Origin of the sequence: Bhargavaea cecembensis (assembly GCF_000826125.2) — a bacterium.
GTDB lineage: Bacteria > Bacillota > Bacilli > Bacillales_A > Planococcaceae > Bhargavaea > Bhargavaea cecembensis_B.
The window spans coordinates 571,421-588,626 of sequence record NZ_LN651373.1 but is presented as its reverse complement, the minus strand read 5'-3'; the positions used below and the strand labels follow the sequence as shown (position 1 = coordinate 588,626).

Sequence of the window (17,206 nt, the reverse complement as noted above, 5' to 3'; positions counted from 1 at the left end):
GTTTGTGTGAGCAGAGAAACCGTTGCAGTGTGTGACCGGCAGGTTGATCAAAATCCCATCCGAAATTGGATGAAGGAGGTTTTATTGTTGCCAGAAGAAAAGAACGAATATGAAAAAGTGGATCAGGAAGTGTCCCCGCAAGAACAGGATTTCCAGCCCGGCGTCGAATCGGAAATGAAGCCCGAGCCGATCTACGACGACCCGGAATATAAAGGTTCCGGAAAGCTGAAAGGGAAAAAAGCGCTCATCACCGGCGGCGACTCCGGCATCGGGCGCGCCGTCGCCGTTGCGTTCGCCAAGGAAGGCGCGGACGTGGCGATCGCTTACCTTGCTGATGCGGAAGACGGCGATGCCGAGCAGACGGTCCGCGACATCGAGAAATACGGCGGGCGCGCAATGAAGGTGAAGACGGACCTGCGCGATGAAGAGAATTGCCGCAATCTGCTCAAGCAGGTGGCCGATGAGTTCGGCGGCCTGAACATTCTCGTCAACAACGCGGGTGTGCAGTTCCCGAAAAAGGACATCGAGGCGATCACGTCCGCCCAGCTGAAAAACACATTCGAGACGAATTTCTTCGGCCTGTTCTACATGACCCGGGAGTCGATGGCCTACTTGAAAGACGGCGACTGCATCATCAACACGTCGTCCGTCACCGCGTACAACGGTTCGCCGGGACTGCTCGACTATTCGGCGACGAAGGGTGCCATCACCGCTTTCACGCGCTCATTCGCCCAGAATATCGCGTCCAAGGGCATCCGGGTGAACGCGGTCGCTCCGGGACCGATCTGGACACCGCTCATTCCGGCGACGTTCGACGCCGAAAAAGTTGAAAAGCACGGCAGCGACACAACCTTGAAGCGGCGCGGCCAGCCGGCGGAACTTGCCCCGGCCTACGTGCTGCTCGCCTCCAAGGACGGCAGCTACATGACCGGCCAGACGATCCACATCGACGGCGGCGACTTCCTCACGAGCTGATTCACTGACATCACGGCCGGCATCCGCAAAAGCGGGTGCCGGCATTTCTTGTGCAGCGTTTTGCGGAGCGTGGAGAGCGGTTCTAGCTATTCATGTGGTCTTTCTAGCTATTCATGTGGTCTTTCTAGCTATTCGTGAGCTCATTCTATCTATTCGTGTGGCCTTTCTATCTATTCGCATTCCATGAGGATGTTATACTTATTGTCGGAAAGGGGAGAATTCAATGAACAAGCAATCCATCTATGAAACGATCGCCGGTTCCCTGGATGAAATGGTCCAGATCCGGCGCCATCTGCATATGCATCCCGAACTGAGCTTCGAAGAAGAGAATACCGCCGCTTATATTGCGGACTATCTCGAAAATCTTGGAATCGAAGTGCGGCGGAATGTCGGCGGCCGCGGTGTCGTCGGTCTGATCCGCGGAGGCAAGCCCGGCAAGACAATCGCGTTCCGGGCGGATTTCGATGCGTTGCCGATCCAGGACGCCAAAGACGTGCCGTACAAGTCAACCGTTCCCGGCGTCATGCACGCCTGCGGGCACGACGGCCACACGGCTTCCCTTCTTTTATTCGCCAAGGCAATGAATGAAGTGAAGGATGAGCTTGAAGGCAATATTGTGCTCCTCCACCAGCACGCCGAGGAACTGAATCCGGGCGGCGCGATCGGCATGATCGAAGACGGCTGCCTGGACGGGGTCGACATGGTGTTCGGTGCTCACCTCCAGTCCCAGATGGCGTACGGCAAGATCTACAGCCGCGACGGTTATCTGCAGGCAGCGGAAAGCACGATCCGCATCCAGGTGAACGGCCATGGATCGCACGGCGCCGAGCCGCATACGGGACGGGACCCGATCCTCGCGGCCAGCCACATCATGACCGCCCTCCAGTCGATCGTCAGCCGCAACGCGCCTCCGCTCGAACAGCTCGTCGTCTCGATCGGCAGCTTCCACGCCGGCCAGGCCGCGAACGTCATTCCGGAAACGGCCGTCCTGGAAGGAACGATGCGTGTCTACGATGAAGGACTTCGAGAACTCGCCTCGGAGCGAATCAAGGAAATCGCCGAATATACGGCGAAGGCGTTCGGCTGCACGGCCGACGTCGATGTCACCAAAGGCTACGACACCGTCATCAACCATACCGAGGGCATCGAAATCCTCGAAAAAGCGGTCGAAGACGCCTACGGGCCGGAGACCTATCAGGAAATCGATCCCGTCATGCCTGCAGAGGACTTCTCTTATTACCTGCAGCACCGGCCGGGCGCCTACTTCTTCGTCGGCGCCCTGGCACCGGACGCAGAAAAGGCATACCCGCACCACCACGAGCGGTTCGACTTCTATGAACCGGCATTGCCGATGGCCGCCACCACCTTCGCCGCCATCTTCTTTGAAGCTCAGGAGAAATAAGAATGGGAAAGGCTGTCCGTCAGCGGACAGCCTTTTTTTAGAGTGTGAGTGTGGGTGAGTGTCAACTTTGGCAGAGCGAGTGTCAATTTTGAGTGGTTGGGTATCAACTTTGAGGAGGCGAGTCGCAACTTTGGCAGTGTGAGTGTCAACTTCGGCAAGGTGAGCGACGACAGACCGCATCCGGCTTACCGATTCCTCTCCACGCTCCGAAATTGCGTCCCATACTCCGGTTTCAACCGCCATACTCCGATTTTCCGTCCCATACTCCGATTTCAACCGCCTTACTCCGATTTTCCGTCCCATACTCCGATTTTCCGTCCCATACTCCGATTTTCCGTCCCATACTCCGATTCCACACGCCATACTCCGATTTTACCCGCCCAACATCCCACCTCGCTCCCCTCTTTCTCCGCATCAAAAAAGCTGTGCCGCAGCACAGCTTTTGATTCTTCAGGAAACGCCGATCATGACGGCGACGACGAGTGCAATCAGTGCGATGATGAGCCAGCCGAGGATGAGTTTCCAGATGAATTTGACCCATCGCTCGTATGGAATGCCCGCGACCGCGAGGTATCCCATGAGGGAAGCGGAGGTCGGGATGATCGAGTTTGTGATGGCGTCGCCGTACTGGTAGGCGAGTACGGCGACCTGGCGTTCCATGCCGAGCAGGTCCGCGAGCGGCGTCATGATCGGCATCGTCGTCGCCGCCTGGCCGGAGCCGGACGGGATGAAGAAGTTGATGACGACCTGCGTGAAGTACATGCCGACCGCGTTCAGCGAGGCGGGCAGGCTGCCGATCATCGAGGCGAGCGCGTTGATGACGGTGTCAATGATGAAGCCCTGTTCCATGATGACGAGGATGGCGCGTGCAAAGCCGACGATGATCGCTCCGAAGGCGATCACTTTCATGCCGTCGACGAACGCATCGAACGTCCCGTTGATACCGAGCTTCCCGACAATCCCTGCGGCGAATCCGATGATGAGGAACGAAGCGGTCAGTTCAGTGAGGAACCAGTCCCACTGGAACACGCCGTAGACGTTGATGGACAGGCCCGCGACGAGGAACAGGAAAACCATCGCGTGGCGCCAGTTGAATTGCTGGAACTCATCCGCCGCCCGGTCCGCATTGTCCCCCTTCACTTTCATCTCAATGTCATACATGACCCCTTTTGCCGGGTCCTTTTTCACTTTGTCCGCGTAGCGCATGACATACCAGATGCCGAATCCGAGGATGACCACGTACACACATGAACGGAAAAGGATCCCCGAGAAGATCGTCAGCTCCGCGATCGACTGGGCGATTCCGACGGTGAACGGGTTCATCATGCCGCCCGCAAACCCGGCCGCCGCCCCCATGGCGACCATCGCCGTTCCCGTGATGGCGTCAAATCCGAGCGCGCGGGCGACCGCGATGCCGATCGGGACGAAGATGATCGATTCCTCGGACATGCCGATTGTCGCACCGAGGACCGAGAAGAGGAACATCGTGACCGGGATCAGCAGCTTTTCTTTATTCTCAAGTTTATGGACGACGCGTCCGATACCGGCTTCGATCGCACCGGTTGCGCGGATGATGCCGAATGCCCCGCCGACGAGGAAGATGTAAAAGACGATCTGCGAGGCGGCGCTCATCCCCTCCGGAATCGCCTTGAACAGGTCGAACGGGCCGACCGGGTGCTGCTCGATCTGCTCATAGCTTCCCTGGACGACGATCGTCCGGCCGTCCTCTTCGATCCGCTCGAACTCACCCGCCGGGATGATATAGGAAAGTGCCGCGGCGAGCACCATGATTCCGAGCAGGATCGCATATGTATGGGGAATCCAGCGCTTCTTCTTCCCCGTTTCTGTCCCTTCCTTGCTCATGAGCCTCCCTCCCCGCCGCCGACGGACGCTTTCTTCACCGTCAGCTTTTCAAGCTGCGCCTCGTCGATTTCGATGCCGAGGCCCGGCTTGTCCGAAAGCAGGACTTCCGGCAGTTCGTACCGAAGGTCGCCGATGTCTTCGCTGAAGAGGAGCGGGCCGGAGAGCTCGGAACTGCGGATGTTGGAGCGGCTCAAGACGACGTGATAGCCTGCGGATGAAGCGACCGACGATTCGACCATCGAGCCGACCTGGCACTGGAGCCCCGCTGCTTCCGCCGCCTTCGCGATATGAACCGCCGGGAAGATGCCGCCGCATTTCATGAGCTTGATGTTCAGCACGTCCGCCGCTTCCAGCCGGACGATCTCGTGAAGCTCCTCCATGCCGTGGAGCGTTTCATCCGCCATGATCGGGACGGCCACTTTCCGCCGCACGTCGGCAAGCCCGCGGATGTCCCCCATCCGGATCGGCTGCTCGATCCAATTCAGGTTTTCCCCTTCGAGCTCCCGGATGGCGGCGGCCGCCGTGCCCGGCGTCTTCCAGCCCTGGTTCACATCGACCCGGATCGGGAATTCGGGACCGACCGCCTTGCGGACCGCCTTGATGCGGGCGACGTCTTCCATCGGATCTCCCTTGCCGACTTTCAGCTTCAGCGAGGAGTATCCGTCTTCCACCGCCTTCACCGCTTTTTCGGCCATGACTTCCGGCGCCTCGATGCTCAGGACGCGCGGGTACTCGAGCCGGTCGTGCGCACGGCCGCCGAGCAGATTGAAGACCGGCTGCCCGGCCGCTTTCCCCATCAGGTCGTAGCACGCGATGTCGATCGCCGCCTTGGCCGCCGGGTTGCCCCAGATCGCCGCATCCATCTTCCCGTGGATCTTTTCGATGTTAAACGGATTTTCCCTGATCACGGCCGGGATGAGAATCTCCTTCAGTACTTCAAACGCGGACAGGAAGTACTCCCCCGTCACATGTTCGTCCGGAACGGCTTCCCCGTATCCGGTGAGCCCGCTGTCTGTCTCAAGCTTCACGATCACGGACGGCATGTCCGGATACGTCGCGTAGGAAATGATGAATGGTTCGCGCAGCGGGAACCGGACCGCATGGATTGTTGCACTCGTGATGATCATGGATGTCCACCTCTTCAGTTTTTCTCTAGTCTATCGGCATCTTTATTCGAAATCAATGTATATTCAGAACCATTATTCCTGAAACATCCAGCTGATCCGCGCCCTGGCCCGGCCCCTTCCCGTGCATACACTGGTCTCGAGGGAGGGAATGGATCGTGAACAGACGAACGTGCAACTGCTGCAAAAATGAAGACGGCTGCAAGAAATGCAACCGGGGCCGCCGCGGACCTCGGGGCATTACGGGACCTCAAGNTTTCCCCTTCGAGCTCCCGGATGGCGGCGGCCGCCGTGCCCGGCGTCTTCCAGCCCTGGTTCACATCGACCCGGATCGGGAATTCGGGACCGACCGCCTTGCGGACCGCCTTGATGCGGGCGACGTCTTCCATCGGATCTCCCTTGCCGACTTTCAGCTTCAGCGAGGAGTATCCGTCTTCCACCGCCTTCACCGCTTTTTCGGCCATGACTTCCGGCGCCTCGATGCTCAGGACGCGCGGGTACTCGAGCCGGTCGTGCGCACGGCCGCCGAGCAGATTGAAGACCGGCTGCCCGGCCGCTTTCCCCATCAGGTCGTAGCACGCGATGTCGATCGCCGCCTTGGCCGCCGGGTTGCCCCAGATCGCCGCATCCATCTTCCCGTGGATCTTTTCGATGTTAAACGGATTTTCCCTGATCACGGCCGGGATGAGAATCTCCTTCAGTACTTCAAACGCGGACAGGAAGTACTCCCCCGTCACATGTTCGTCCGGAACGGCTTCCCCGTATCCGGTGAGCCCGCTGTCTGTCTCAAGCTTCACGATCACGGACGGCATGTCCGGATACGTCGCGTAGGAAATGATGAATGGTTCGCGCAGCGGGAACCGGACCGCATGGATTGTTGCACTCGTGATGATCATGGATGTCCACCTCTTCAGTTTTTCTCTAGTCTATCGGCATCTTTATTCGAAATCAATGTATATTCAGAACCATTATTCCTGAAACATCCAGCTGATCCGCGCCCTGGCCCGGCCCCTTCCCGTGCATACACTGGTCTCGAGGGAGGGAATGGATCGTGAACAGACGAACGTGCAACTGCTGCAAAAATGAAGACGGCTGCAAGAAATGCAACCGGGGCCGCCGCGGACCTCGGGGCATTACGGGACCTCAAGGGCCGGCGGGCGAACCGGGACCCCCGGGAGAAAAAGGGGAACGCGGCGACCGGGGTCCCCGGGGACATACCGGCATGCAGGGCCCGCCCGGAAAAGACGGGCTGCCGGGAGAACGGGGACCGGCCGGGGCCCAAGGCCGTCCAGGACCCCGCGGCGCTCAGGGTGACCCGGGTCCGCAAGGTTTGCCCGGCGAACCGGGGCCACAAGGGCGGACAGGGCCCGCCGGACCGAAAGGAGACCCGGGACCGCAAGGCATTCAGGGACAACCGGGAACCCCCGGACCCGAGGGCGACCAGGGGCCGATGGGACCCGCCGGACCGAAAGGAGACCCGGGCCCACAAGGCATTCAGGGACAACCGGGAATCCCCGGACCCGAGGGCGACCAGGGGCCGATGGGACCCGCCGGACCGAAAGGAGAAAAAGGCGCTCAGGGGATACCCGGACCAAAAGGAGAGAAAGGCGACAAAGGGGAAAAAGGCGAGAAAGGAGATAAAGGGGCAACAGGCGAGACCGGCCCGCCCGGAGGGATTGCGGAGTATGCGTATGTTTACAATATCGGCGATCAGCGGATTCCGCGCGGCCACTCTCTATGTTTCAGCCATAACGGTCTGATGACGCGCGGGATCGGGCACCGGCCCGGCGACGCCGAGATCGTGATCCACCGGAGCGGCATTTATGAAATCACCTTCACCGTCACTTCACGGAACGTGAGCCAGTGGGCGGTGTTCGTCAATGACCGGGAGCTGACCGGTTCCCGCTACGGCATCCAGTCCGGCAACGCCATGCCGGTCGGGCTTCTCGTTACAACTCTTCAAGAAGGGGACGTCCTGACGCTCCGAAACCACACATCCGAGCCGAACAATGCCAATCTGAGCCCGGAGGCCGGCGGATCGCTGCCGGTCGTCACCGCGTCCGTCGTGTTCAAGCGGCTCGCACAGCTGCCTCCCGTTTAAACCGGAGGCTTTGCGGATCGTATCCAAAATTTATGTGAGTTCCTCAGTCGGAAATTCAGAGGATGATGCGAGTGTAATCGGAGGGCAGCCGAGTGTCATCGGAGCGGAGCCGAGTGTAATCGGAGGACGGCCGAGTGTCATTGGACCGAGGCCGGGTGCAAGCACATTAACTTTTCCCCCATGTGTCTCATGGATTTCTTATCCTTCTAAACACGCAGATCGCTTCGCGGTCGGATGACCGGCCAATCTGAAGGGAGCTCCCGATCAATCTCTAACGGGAGCTCCTTTTGCATTTCTCCGGACCTATTTTCACAACACCCCGCCAACCGCTTGGCCCTTCATTATATAATGGACAAAAAGGAGGTTCTCCATGGATACCACTCTCATCAAGCCGGACGACACGTGGTTGCTCTGGGCATTTCTCGCCGGCTGGGCGGCCGCGAGCATCTGGCTCGAACAACGATACAAATGGGCGTCGAAAGTATCCGGCGCCATCATCGCGCTCGTCGGGGCGCTCATCCTGTCCAATCTGAAGATCATCCCGGTCGATGCACCCGCGTATGATGTCGTCTGGAGCTATGTCATCCCGCTCGCCATCCCGCTCCTCCTCTACCAGGCGAACCTGAAAAAAGTATGGAATGAAAGCGGCCGCCTGCTCCTTCTGTTCCTGATCAGTTCGGTCGGAACTGTCGTCGGCGTCTTTGCGGCCTTCTCCCTCCTCGGCCGGTTCATTCCCGAACTTGACCGGATCGCTGCGATGATGACCGGATCCTACATCGGCGGCGGGGTGAACTTCGCCGCGCTTTCCGCCAAGTTCGAAACGAGCGAAGGAATGATCTCCTCGACGATCGTCGCGGACAACCTCATGATGGCGATCTACTTCTTCGTCCTCATCGCCATCCCGGGCATCAGCTTCTTCCGGAAAAAGTTCCCGACTCCGCATATCGATGAAGTGGAAGCATCGGCCGACCCGCAGTCGGAAACGCTCGCCGGGTCATACTGGCAGCGGAAGGACATCTCGCTCAAAGACATCGCCCTGTCCGTCGGCAGCGCGTTCCTCATCGTCGCCGTTTCGTTCAAGATCGCGGAATTCTTCGGCTCGGTCATCCCGGACGAGGGCGCCGGCTGGCTGCTCCTCGGCGGACTGCTCGGGGACAACTATCTGATGCTCACAACGCTCACTGTTGCAGCCGTCACGCTCATGCCGAAGTTCTTCGATTCGCTGCACGGCGCGCAGGAGATCGGCACTTATCTGATCTACATCTTCTTCGTCGTGATCGGCGTTCCGGCTTCGATTCCCCTGCTCGTCCAGAACGCGCCGCTCCTGCTCATCTTCGTGTTCATCATCGTCCTGCTCAACATGATTGTCACGTTCACGGCAGGCAAGGCGATGAAATTCAGCCTAGAGGAAATCATCGTCGCGAGCAATGCGAACATCGGCGGGCCGACGACGGCCGCGGCGATGGCAATCGCCAAAGGATGGAAAAACCTGATCGTGCCCGTCATGCTCGTCGGGACGATGGGCTATATCATCGGCAACTACCTCGGCACGATCGTCGGCAATCTGCTCGCCGGCCTTTGATCCTCCTTCCGAGTATTGCCAAAACCCCCAGCCTCCCATAGAATGAATAGTGATTCACTTTACTTTTGGGGGGACTGCATGATGGGGAATCCGCTCGACGGGCTTTCGCTCGATGAAATCTGGGCACTGATCAAAGAGAAACTGGACGCCAATCCGGAACCGTTCAAGGATCAGGACGTCCGGTATGAATTTTTTGTGGAAGGGAAAGACGAACACGGCCGGTGGCAGCTGCTTCTGGACCACGGGAAAGCGGACGTGCTGGAAGGCAGCCCCGAGGAAGCCGCCTGCACGCTCGAACTGGGCGGCAAGCACTTCCGCAAACTGCTCACCGGCGATCTGAACAGCATGGCCGCCTTCATGACCGGCAAGCTGAAAGTGAAAGGCAATGTCGGCTTCGCACTGAAGCTCGAACAGCTCTTAAAGGAATACGATTTCTCCGGCTGAAGGCACCGGCCATGCCGGGAAAGGGGGGAACGCCTTGCGCGTCGCGATTTTCGACTTTGACGGAACGCTTTACCAAAATGAAACATTCGATTTCATGATGAAGCACTTGAAGCACCACCCGGAATACGGGAAGCTGTACGGGAAGTTCTTCCGCCGGATTCTGCCCCTCTACACGGGATACAAGCTGAAACTCGTCCCCTCCCCGGTCATGCGCGAAAAGTCCATGCAGCTTTACCTGTCGCCGTTCGCCGGCTTTTCGCAGCAGGAGCTCGATTCCTATTTCAGCGGCATGGCGGAAGAGATGCGGAGCGGCTTCAATCCGGAGATCGAACGCCGGGTCCGGGAACATGCAGCTGCCGGCGACCGGGTCATGCTCGTGTCCGGCGCCTTCACCCCGCTTCTTGAGGAAGTCGTGCAGGGACTGCCGGTGAATGACGTGATCGGCACGGACATCCCCTACCGGGACGGGACTTTCGGCGGCGACGATGCGATCCGCCACATTCGCGCGGAACGGAAAAACGAACGGATCCTGGAGACGCTCGGCGATGCAAAAGTCGACTGGGCCGAAAGCTCGGCATACGGCGACACGATGTCCGACCTGTCCGTACTAGAGCTCACCGGCCACCCGGTCGCCGTCTGTCCGGAAGACGCCCTGAGGAAAACCGCCGCAGGACGCGGCTGGGAAATTGTTGAATAACCGGAGGCACCATGCGCGATCTGACGCGCGGGTGCCTCTTTTTATGTGAATTTCACATATGCCAATGATTAATAGAATGCTAAACTATCATTGACCTTAATCTGATCTGAAAGGATTGAATCATTTGAAACCACCGAATAAAACGGCCCCGGTCGCAGGATCCCTTCTCTTGTCTGCCGGAATGCTGCTCGGCACCGTTGTTCCCGCTTCAGTTTCCGCCGCGGAACAGGACAACACAGTCAAACTGCGCATCCTCGAAACGTCCGACACGCACACACACCTGTTCAGCTACGACTATTACAAAGGGGCGGCCAACGACAAGCTCGGCCTTCTCAAAGTCGCATCGGCCGTCAAGCAGGCACGGGGCGAAGTGGCCAACTCCGTCCTCGTCGACGGCGGCGACACAATCCAGGGCACTCCGCTCGGCACTTATTTCGCGACTGTCGACCCGGTCGGCGATGACGGCGTGCATCCGGTGATCCAGGCGTTCAACGCCATGCAATACGACGCCGTCACGCTCGGCAACCATGAATTCAACTACGGCCTCGACTATCAGGGGAAAACGTACGGCAAGGCTGATTTCCCGTACTTGAGTGCAAACGTCTATAAGGATGACGGCGACGGCAACCCGGACAACGACGAGCTCATGTTCAGGCCGTATTCCATCCAGGACAAAGTCGTCACCGACGAAGCCGGCAACGAACAGACGATCAAGATCGGCTATATCGGCTTCGTGCCGCCCCAGATCATGATGTGGGACAAAGGTCACCTCGAAGGAAAAGTGATCACGAAAGGCATCGTCGAGTCGGCCGAGAAATACGTTCCGGAAATGAAGGAAAAAGGCGCGGACGTCGTCATTGCGCTCACCCACTCCGGCTTTGATAAAGACGCCGTCACGGAAAATGCAGAAGAAGAAAATGCGGTCCTGCCGCTTTCCCTCGTCGACGGCGTGGACGCCATCGCATTCGGGCACGGCCATGATGTATTCCCTGCGGCCCCGGGCGGCACGCTTGCCTCCAAGTTCATGGACGGGGACCGGGCAATCGCCTCCATCAACCCTGAAAAAGGGACGATCAACGGCGTCCCTGCCGTTGAAGCCGGCTACGGTGGCGAATACCTCGGCGTCATCGACTTGACGATCGAGCCGGACGGCGACGGATGGAAAGTGGCGGACGGCCAGTCCTCGGTGCGCCCGGTGATCGGCTTCGACGAAGATCCGGAGCTCAAGCAAGCGCTTCAGGAAGCCCACGACAAAGTCATCGAATACACGAACCGAAAACTCGGCACGACCACTGCACCGATTTACAGTTACTTCGCACTCGTCCAGGACGATCCGTCGGTCCAGATCGTGACGGACGCCCAAAAGGCGTATGCGAAAGAGTTCATCAAGCTGAACAACCCTGAATATGCAAATACGCCGATCTTGTCAGCCGGTGCCCCGTTCAAGGCGGGCGGCCGAAACGGCGTCACGGAGTACACCGATATTCCTGAAGGCGACCTGACGATCCGCAGTGCCGGCGACTTGTATCTCCATGACAACACGCTGAAGGCCATCCTGCTGAAAGGGAGCGAACTGCGCGATTACATCGACCGCTCCGCAGCCAACTTCAATCAGATCGATCCGGCGTCAGACAAAGAGCAGCCGCTCCTCAACCCGGACTTCCGCTCATACAACTTTGACATCGTGGACGGCGTCACCTACCAGATCGACGTGACGAAGCCGGCGAAATATGATGCCGACGGCAAGCTCATCAACGCGGATTCGACGCGTGTCGCCGATCTGAAGTTTGAAGGCAAGCCGGTGAAAGACGACCAGGAATTCGTCCTCATCATGAACAACTACCGACAGAGCGGCGGCGGTTACTTCCCGCACGTCAAGGATGCTCCGCTCATCGTTGATTCCGCGGAGGAAAACCGCCAGGTGCTGATGGATTATATTAAAGACCAGGGTAAAATCAACCCGGCGGCAGACAATAACTGGTCGATCGCACCGCTTGAAGGCAACCCGAACGTCACGTTCATTTCCAGCCCGGCGGCCGAGAAATATACGACAGACGCCGGCCATATCACTTACACCGGCGAGAAGGATAAAGACGGATTCGGCATCTTCACGATCGACCTCGGCAAAAAGGACATTCCGGCACCCGAACCGGTCATATCGTTCAAAGACGTCGGTTCGGACCACTGGGCAAAATCCTACATCGATCACCTGTCGTCGATGAAAGTCATCAAAGGCTATCCGGACGGGACGTTCAAGCCGGAAAAGCAGATCACCCGCGGCCAGTTCATGTCGATGACGGTCCGTTCTCTCGGCCTGAGCGACAGTTCCACGCCGTTCAATGACGAACTGGCCATTGCGATCGAAAAGGGCATCACCGTGAAAACGGCCGAGAACTTCGGCTCCGCCGTGCCGATCAGCCGCGAACAAATGGCGGCGATGATCGTCCGCGCGTACAACGTCAAGACGGGCAAAGAGCACGAAGCCTCGAAGATGCCGGATTATCCGGACTTCGACAAAGTGGCGCCATGGTTCAAAGACGAAGTGGCGCTTGCCCATGAACTCGGCCTCATGACCGGCGAACCGAACCGCAACTTCAATCCGAAAGGCCAGGCAAAACGCTCCCACGCCGCAAAGGTCATTTCACTTTCCATCCAGAAGTAAATAACCGCCCTCCAAAAGCGGGACTGTCCGAAACAACGGACGGTCCCGCTTTTTTTCGCATCGGACGGCAGTCCTTTTCTCATATATATTTTTGACTATTCTAAAAAGAGTTCCTTTCTAGCATGAAGAACGCTATCATATTGTCTAATCCTGTCGGCAGGCAATGAATTCGTCGGATGGATGGGCAAGGCAAAGTGCTGGAGGTGATCGGGAAAGGCAGTTCCGGATGCCCGGGGCTGAACCTGCAAGAGGATTTGAAAATCAAGGGGGGATCAACGAATGGATGTACTGTTGGAAAAGATTGTCGACTGGCTTTGGGGACTGCCGCTGATCTTCACGGTCTTATTTGTCGCCTTTTACTTCACGGTCGGAAGCAAGGTCTTCCAGATCACGCATCTTCCTCATATTTTCAAAGCGACATTCGGCAAAGTGTTTTCGAAAAAGGAACGGGAACGCGACCGGAGCCAGAGGGATACTGAAAAAGGGATCCTCACGCCGTTCCAGGCGGTCAGCACGGCGATCGGCGGAAGCGTCGGCGTCGGAAACATCGGCGGCGTCGCCACGGCAATCGCGGTCGGCGGGCCTGGAGCCGTGTTCTGGATGTGGCTCATCGCCCTCTTCTCCATGATGACCAAGATGGTGGAAGTCACGCTCGCCGTCCATTACCGGAACACGGACGAACAGGGAGACCCTTACGGCGGACCGACCTACTACATGCAGAAAGGGCTCGGCGAGGAACACAACATCAAGTGGTGGAAGATCCCGGCCGTCCTGTTCGGTTTCGGCATCTTTGCGACCTTCTTCATCACCCTGCAAAACTACACCGTCGCCGAGGCGATTGATTCCACATTCGGATTCGGCCTGATCCCCTCTTCCCTCATCTACGTGGTCGGGATCTATCTGATCATCGTCGGGGGCATCAAGCGCATCGGGGAAACCGCCGCGAAGATCATCCCGTTCATGTGCGCCTTTTATCTTCTCGCCGGCTTGTATATCATCTTTTCGAACGCGGGAGAGATCATTCCGGTCTTTCAACTGATCTTCAAAAGTGCGTTCTCCGGCACGGCGGCAGTCGGCGGCTTCACGGGCGCCGCCATCGCACAGGTCATCCAGATGGGCGTCGCGCGCGCCGTTTACAGCAACGAAGCCGGCTGGGGCACGTCGCCGATGATCCACTCCACCGCGAAGACCGACCACCCGGTCAAACAGGGGATGTGGGGCGCGGCCGAAGTGTTCATCGACACGATTGTCATCTGTTCGATCACCGCCCTCACGATCATCGCGACGGGCGTCTGGTCGAGCGGACTGGACGGCGCCAGCCTGACGCTCGCCGCATTTGAGGAAGGGATCGGCACAACGGGACGGTACATCATCACGCTTTCCGTCTTCCTGTTCGGTCTCACGACGACGACCGGATGGTACACGTATTATGAAATCCTGCTTCGCCATATTTTCTCAAAAGACCAGAGCATCCCGATGAAAAAGCGGATCCTCTTCCTGTTTAAGTGGGTGTATCCGCTGCCGGGACTGCTGCTCGTCATCTACGCGGTCGTCTACCAGCTCCCGGGCAAATATGTCTGGTATTTCGCGGACATCACAACGGCGATCCCGACATTCATCAACCTGGTCGTCATCCTCTTCCTGAGCAAAAAGTTCTTCGCCCTGCTCAATGACTATAAAGCGCGCCATCTCAACATCGGCACGGTGGACCCGGACTTCAAAGTCTTCTACGAGGACCGCGGCAAGTGACCCGTCGCTCCGTTTAGTCAGGGTCCCCGGCGGGAATGATACGGAGGATTGACCAAACAGGAGGGATCGAATTGGCCGCAAAGGAAACTGCACAGAAAATCCTGGACGGAAGCATGGTCGGAACGATGGCGACCGTCCAGGACGGAAAGCCGTTCAGCCGGTATATGACGTTCTTCAACGACGGACTCACGCTGTACACGGCGACTTCGAAGAAAACCGACAAGGTCGATGAACTGGAATCCAATCCGTACACCCACATCCTCATCGGATATGACGGCGACGGATTCGGCGACGACTTCCTTGAAATCCTCGCCACCGTCTCGGTAACGGACGAAGAAGGGCTCATCGATAAAGTGTGGAACGACGCCATGAAAGGCTGGTTCAGCGGTCCGGACGACCCGGACCTCGTCATCCTGAAAGTGACGCCGGAATCGATGCGCGTCATGAACAAAAAAGGTGAACCCCCGCAGGACGTTTCGCTGTCCTGATCGCAAGAACCGCCCCGGTCTCTATGGACCGGGGCGGTTTTGGCGTGGGCCGCGTGTTTCGGACGGAGCGGGTGCATTCGGGTGCGAGCCGGGCACATCCGGCTTTGAGCCGTCCGGGTTTATTTTTCCTTTCGCAGTCCGTCCTCCTTCTCCCGTCGTTTGGATGTCTTGATGGCGCCAATCGGGGGTATAGGGTCATAATGGAGTCAAATGATTTTACGGAAGGAGCGGCCGCTATGAACCCGAAATCCGAGGAAATGCAGAAGCGCCTCACCCATATCGGGAACCTGAACAATTACATAGAGGACTTGCTGCAGAAAGTCCCGGGCAACCTGATCAATGAGAAACAGCGGAAAAAGCTGACCGAGGCGATCATGGATGACGATGACCTGAATAATCTGCTGGAAGGCCTGAAAAATCCGCGGCCGCCGCGGTTTGTCCTCGTCGGCCGGACCGGTGTCGGCAAGAGCAGCCTCGTCAACGCGATGAGCGGCATGTACCTCGCCGAAGTGAGCGATGTGGAGATCGGCACGAAGGAAGCCCGGAAGTTCACATACGAGGCGGACGGGCAGGTTTACTTCGAAGTGATCGACACCCGCGGCATCGGCGAATCCGAGACGTTCGACAAAAAAGCCGAAGATGAACTGTCCGAAGTGGTCCGGGAATTCCGGCCGGATGCGCTGCTCTTTCTGCAGAAAGCGACCGAGCGGGCGCACATCGACAAAGACGTCATCGCGACGAAGCAGCTCATGGACAAGACCGGCGGCGACCTCCCGCTTGTCGCGATCCTGACGCATATCGACGAACTGAATCCGTCCCGGGTGAAGGAACCGGACCGTTATCCGGATGAAAAACTGAGGCTGATCGGTGAAAAGAAAGCACAGCTCGAGCGCATCTTCGCCGAACACGGCCTCGAGGCGACGGCCATCCTGCCCGTTTCCTCCTATATCGAATGGGACCGGGATCCGGAAGCCATGCCGGAGAATGACCGGCACGAACTGCGGATCGGATTCGACGGACGTCGCGGGATCGAGGAGCTTCTCGATTTTTTGGAAGAAAGCCTGGACGTGCGGGCGGCGATCCATCTGGGACTCACCGTGCGCCTGAACCGGGTCGCCATCCGGATCTCTGAGCGGTTCATCAAAATCTTCTCCGCGCTGAGCGCGACGGTCGCGCTCAGTCCGATCATCGCGACGGACATCGCCGTGCTGCTCACCCTGCAGTCGATCCTGCTGATGATCATCGCGTACCTGTCCGGACGGGAACTGGAATTCCGCACCGCCCGTGAGCTGCTCGTCTCGCTCGGCGGCATCGGCGCGACCGGGTTCACGCTGAGGATGGTCGCCCAGCAAGGAAGCAAACTGGCGAACCTCCTCTTCCCCGGCGCCGGCTCCGCCATCAGCGCCGGCATCGCGAGCGGCGGCACCTACGCCATCGGCAAAGCCGCCGTTGCCTACTATTTGCGCGGTGTGCCGGAACACGAACTCGGGCAAGTCGTGCAGGACGCCCGGAAAGAGTACGAAGAGCAACAGGAAGAAGACAAATAATGATGAAAAGGGGCTGTCCGATAAGTCCCTAAAATGATGAAGGAGGCGAAAAACAAATCGTTTTTCGCCTCCTTCCTTTTATTTTGAATATGTTTGGCAGAAGGCATCCGCAGGATGCCCGCCACTTTCAGGAAATTGTGGGCGAGTGCCAGGATTCCAAACTCCAAGTGAACCTTATCCAGCCCTCGAAGATGGAATCGACGGAACGCCAAATTGCCCTTGAGATTCCCAAAAACTGTCTCCACTTCGATTTTCCGAAGGGCGTAGATCTGTTTTAGGGTTTCATCATCAAGGGCTTTTCTTGCCTTGGCCTTCAATTCCTCATAAATCGGATTCCAGTGAACCTGCCGGTTCCCTTTTGCCTTGGTGCACAGTGCTTTCAACGGGCAGTCACTGCAATCCTCGCACTCATAGATTTTGAAATCCTGGACGAAGCCAGACGCATTTTTCTTTTTCATGTATTTCTTGAAGCGGACTTTCCGTCCGTTCGGACAGACGAACAGATCATCCTCTTCGTGATACGCCCAGTTCTTGGCGTTGTATGCGTTTTTCTTATAACTGCGCGATTGTTC

At 58.0% G+C, this 17,206-nt stretch carries 14 protein-coding genes; 10 read left to right on the top strand and 4 right to left on the bottom strand.

Features of this window, described 5'->3' with window-relative positions; translation table 11 throughout:
* Positions 1–87: 87 nt before the first annotated feature.
* Complete coding sequence (locus BN1189_RS08525; protein WP_257125402.1) at positions 88–975, top strand: SDR family oxidoreductase; 888 nt, start codon at positions 88–90, stop codon at positions 973–975.
* Between the two features lie 223 nt (positions 976–1,198).
* Complete coding sequence (locus BN1189_RS08520; RefSeq protein ID WP_040227387.1) at positions 1,199–2,377, top strand: M20 metallopeptidase family protein; 1,179 nt, start codon at positions 1,199–1,201, stop codon at positions 2,375–2,377.
* 450 nt (positions 2,378–2,827) lie between these two features.
* Here BN1189_RS08520 and BN1189_RS08515 read toward each other — a convergent pair whose 3' ends face one another.
* The 3 genes from BN1189_RS08515 to BN1189_RS08505 are packed head-to-tail and all read right to left on the bottom strand — an operon-like array spanning position 2,828 to position 6,260.
* Positions 2,828–4,240 carry a YfcC family protein gene (locus BN1189_RS08515; RefSeq protein ID WP_040227385.1) on the bottom strand — a complete coding sequence of 471 codons (1,413 nt, stop codon included), beginning with the start codon at positions 4,238–4,240 and terminating at the stop codon, positions 2,828–2,830.
* The gene (locus BN1189_RS08510) at positions 4,237–5,367 is read right to left on the bottom strand and encodes a mandelate racemase/muconate lactonizing enzyme family protein (RefSeq protein ID WP_040227383.1); all 1,131 of its coding nucleotides are present in this window, start codon (positions 5,365–5,367) and stop codon (positions 4,237–4,239) included. The genes BN1189_RS08515 and BN1189_RS08510 overlap by 4 nt, the downstream gene beginning before the upstream one ends.
* A gap of 14 nt (positions 5,368–5,381) precedes the next feature.
* Positions 5,382–6,260 (bottom strand): mandelate racemase/muconate lactonizing enzyme family protein, encoded by an 879-nt coding sequence (locus BN1189_RS08505; RefSeq protein WP_257125401.1) that lies wholly within the window; start codon positions 6,258–6,260, stop codon positions 5,382–5,384.
* A 644-nt stretch (positions 6,261–6,904) separates the two neighbouring features.
* On the opposite strand from BN1189_RS08505, the gene BN1189_RS16280 reads away from it, so the two are divergent.
* The 8 genes from BN1189_RS16280 to BN1189_RS08465 all read left to right on the top strand — a co-directional run bounded on the left by BN1189_RS16280 (position 6,905) and on the right by BN1189_RS08465 (position 16,634).
* Positions 6,905–7,465: a collagen-like protein gene (locus BN1189_RS16280; protein WP_218922847.1), complete on the top strand. Its 561-nt coding sequence runs from the start codon at positions 6,905–6,907 to the stop codon at positions 7,463–7,465.
* Positions 7,466–7,835: 370 nt separating this feature from the next.
* Positions 7,836–9,047, top strand: coding sequence for a DUF819 family protein (locus tag BN1189_RS08495; protein WP_040227380.1), 1,212 nt, complete (start codon positions 7,836–7,838; stop codon positions 9,045–9,047).
* 81 nt (positions 9,048–9,128) lie between these two features.
* A complete protein-coding gene (locus tag BN1189_RS08490; protein ID WP_040227378.1) occupies positions 9,129–9,491 on the top strand; it encodes an SCP2 sterol-binding domain-containing protein in 363 nt (120 codons plus the stop codon).
* A 34-nt stretch (positions 9,492–9,525) separates the two neighbouring features.
* Complete coding sequence (locus BN1189_RS08485) at positions 9,526–10,188, top strand: HAD family hydrolase (protein ID WP_040227376.1); 663 nt, start codon at positions 9,526–9,528, stop codon at positions 10,186–10,188.
* Between the two features lie 124 nt (positions 10,189–10,312).
* On the top strand, positions 10,313–12,850 hold the full coding sequence (locus BN1189_RS08480; protein WP_040227375.1) for a bifunctional 2',3'-cyclic-nucleotide 2'-phosphodiesterase/3'-nucleotidase: 2,538 nt from the start codon (positions 10,313–10,315) through the stop codon (positions 12,848–12,850).
* 279 nt (positions 12,851–13,129) lie between these two features.
* Positions 13,130–14,599, top strand: a complete 1,470-nt coding sequence (locus tag BN1189_RS08475; protein ID WP_040227373.1) for an alanine/glycine:cation symporter family protein — start codon at positions 13,130–13,132, stop codon at positions 14,597–14,599.
* A 71-nt stretch (positions 14,600–14,670) separates the two neighbouring features.
* Positions 14,671–15,087, top strand: coding sequence for a pyridoxamine 5'-phosphate oxidase family protein (locus tag BN1189_RS08470; protein WP_040227372.1), 417 nt, complete (start codon positions 14,671–14,673; stop codon positions 15,085–15,087).
* A gap of 236 nt (positions 15,088–15,323) precedes the next feature.
* Complete coding sequence (locus BN1189_RS08465) at positions 15,324–16,634, top strand: GTPase family protein (RefSeq protein WP_040227371.1); 1,311 nt, start codon at positions 15,324–15,326, stop codon at positions 16,632–16,634.
* Here BN1189_RS08465 and BN1189_RS08460 read toward each other — a convergent pair.
* A partial coding sequence (locus BN1189_RS08460) for a transposase (protein ID WP_040227368.1) occupies positions 16,544–17,206 on the bottom strand: 663 nt, incomplete at its 5' end. The two genes, BN1189_RS08465 and BN1189_RS08460, sit on opposite strands and share 91 nt — an antisense overlap.

Bases quoted from the DNA above. Each gene is read 5' to 3' on its own strand.
- BN1189_RS08520 (WP_040227387.1), top strand. From the start codon at position 1,199: ATGAACAAGCAATCCATCTATGAAACGATCGCCGGTTCCCTGGATGAA.
- BN1189_RS08515 (WP_040227385.1), bottom strand. From the start codon at position 4,240: ATGAGCAAGGAAGGGACAGAAACGGGGAAGAAGAAGCGCTGGATTCCC.
- BN1189_RS08510 (WP_040227383.1), bottom strand. From the start codon at position 5,367: ATGATCATCACGAGTGCAACAATCCATGCGGTCCGGTTCCCGCTGCGC.
- BN1189_RS16280 (WP_218922847.1), top strand. From the start codon at position 6,905: ATGGGACCCGCCGGACCGAAAGGAGAAAAAGGCGCTCAGGGGATACCC.
- BN1189_RS08495 (WP_040227380.1), top strand. From the start codon at position 7,836: ATGGATACCACTCTCATCAAGCCGGACGACACGTGGTTGCTCTGGGCA.
- BN1189_RS08490 (WP_040227378.1), top strand. From the start codon at position 9,129: ATGGGGAATCCGCTCGACGGGCTTTCGCTCGATGAAATCTGGGCACTG.
- BN1189_RS08475 (WP_040227373.1), top strand. From the start codon at position 13,130: ATGGATGTACTGTTGGAAAAGATTGTCGACTGGCTTTGGGGACTGCCG.
- BN1189_RS08465 (WP_040227371.1), top strand. From the start codon at position 15,324: ATGAACCCGAAATCCGAGGAAATGCAGAAGCGCCTCACCCATATCGGG.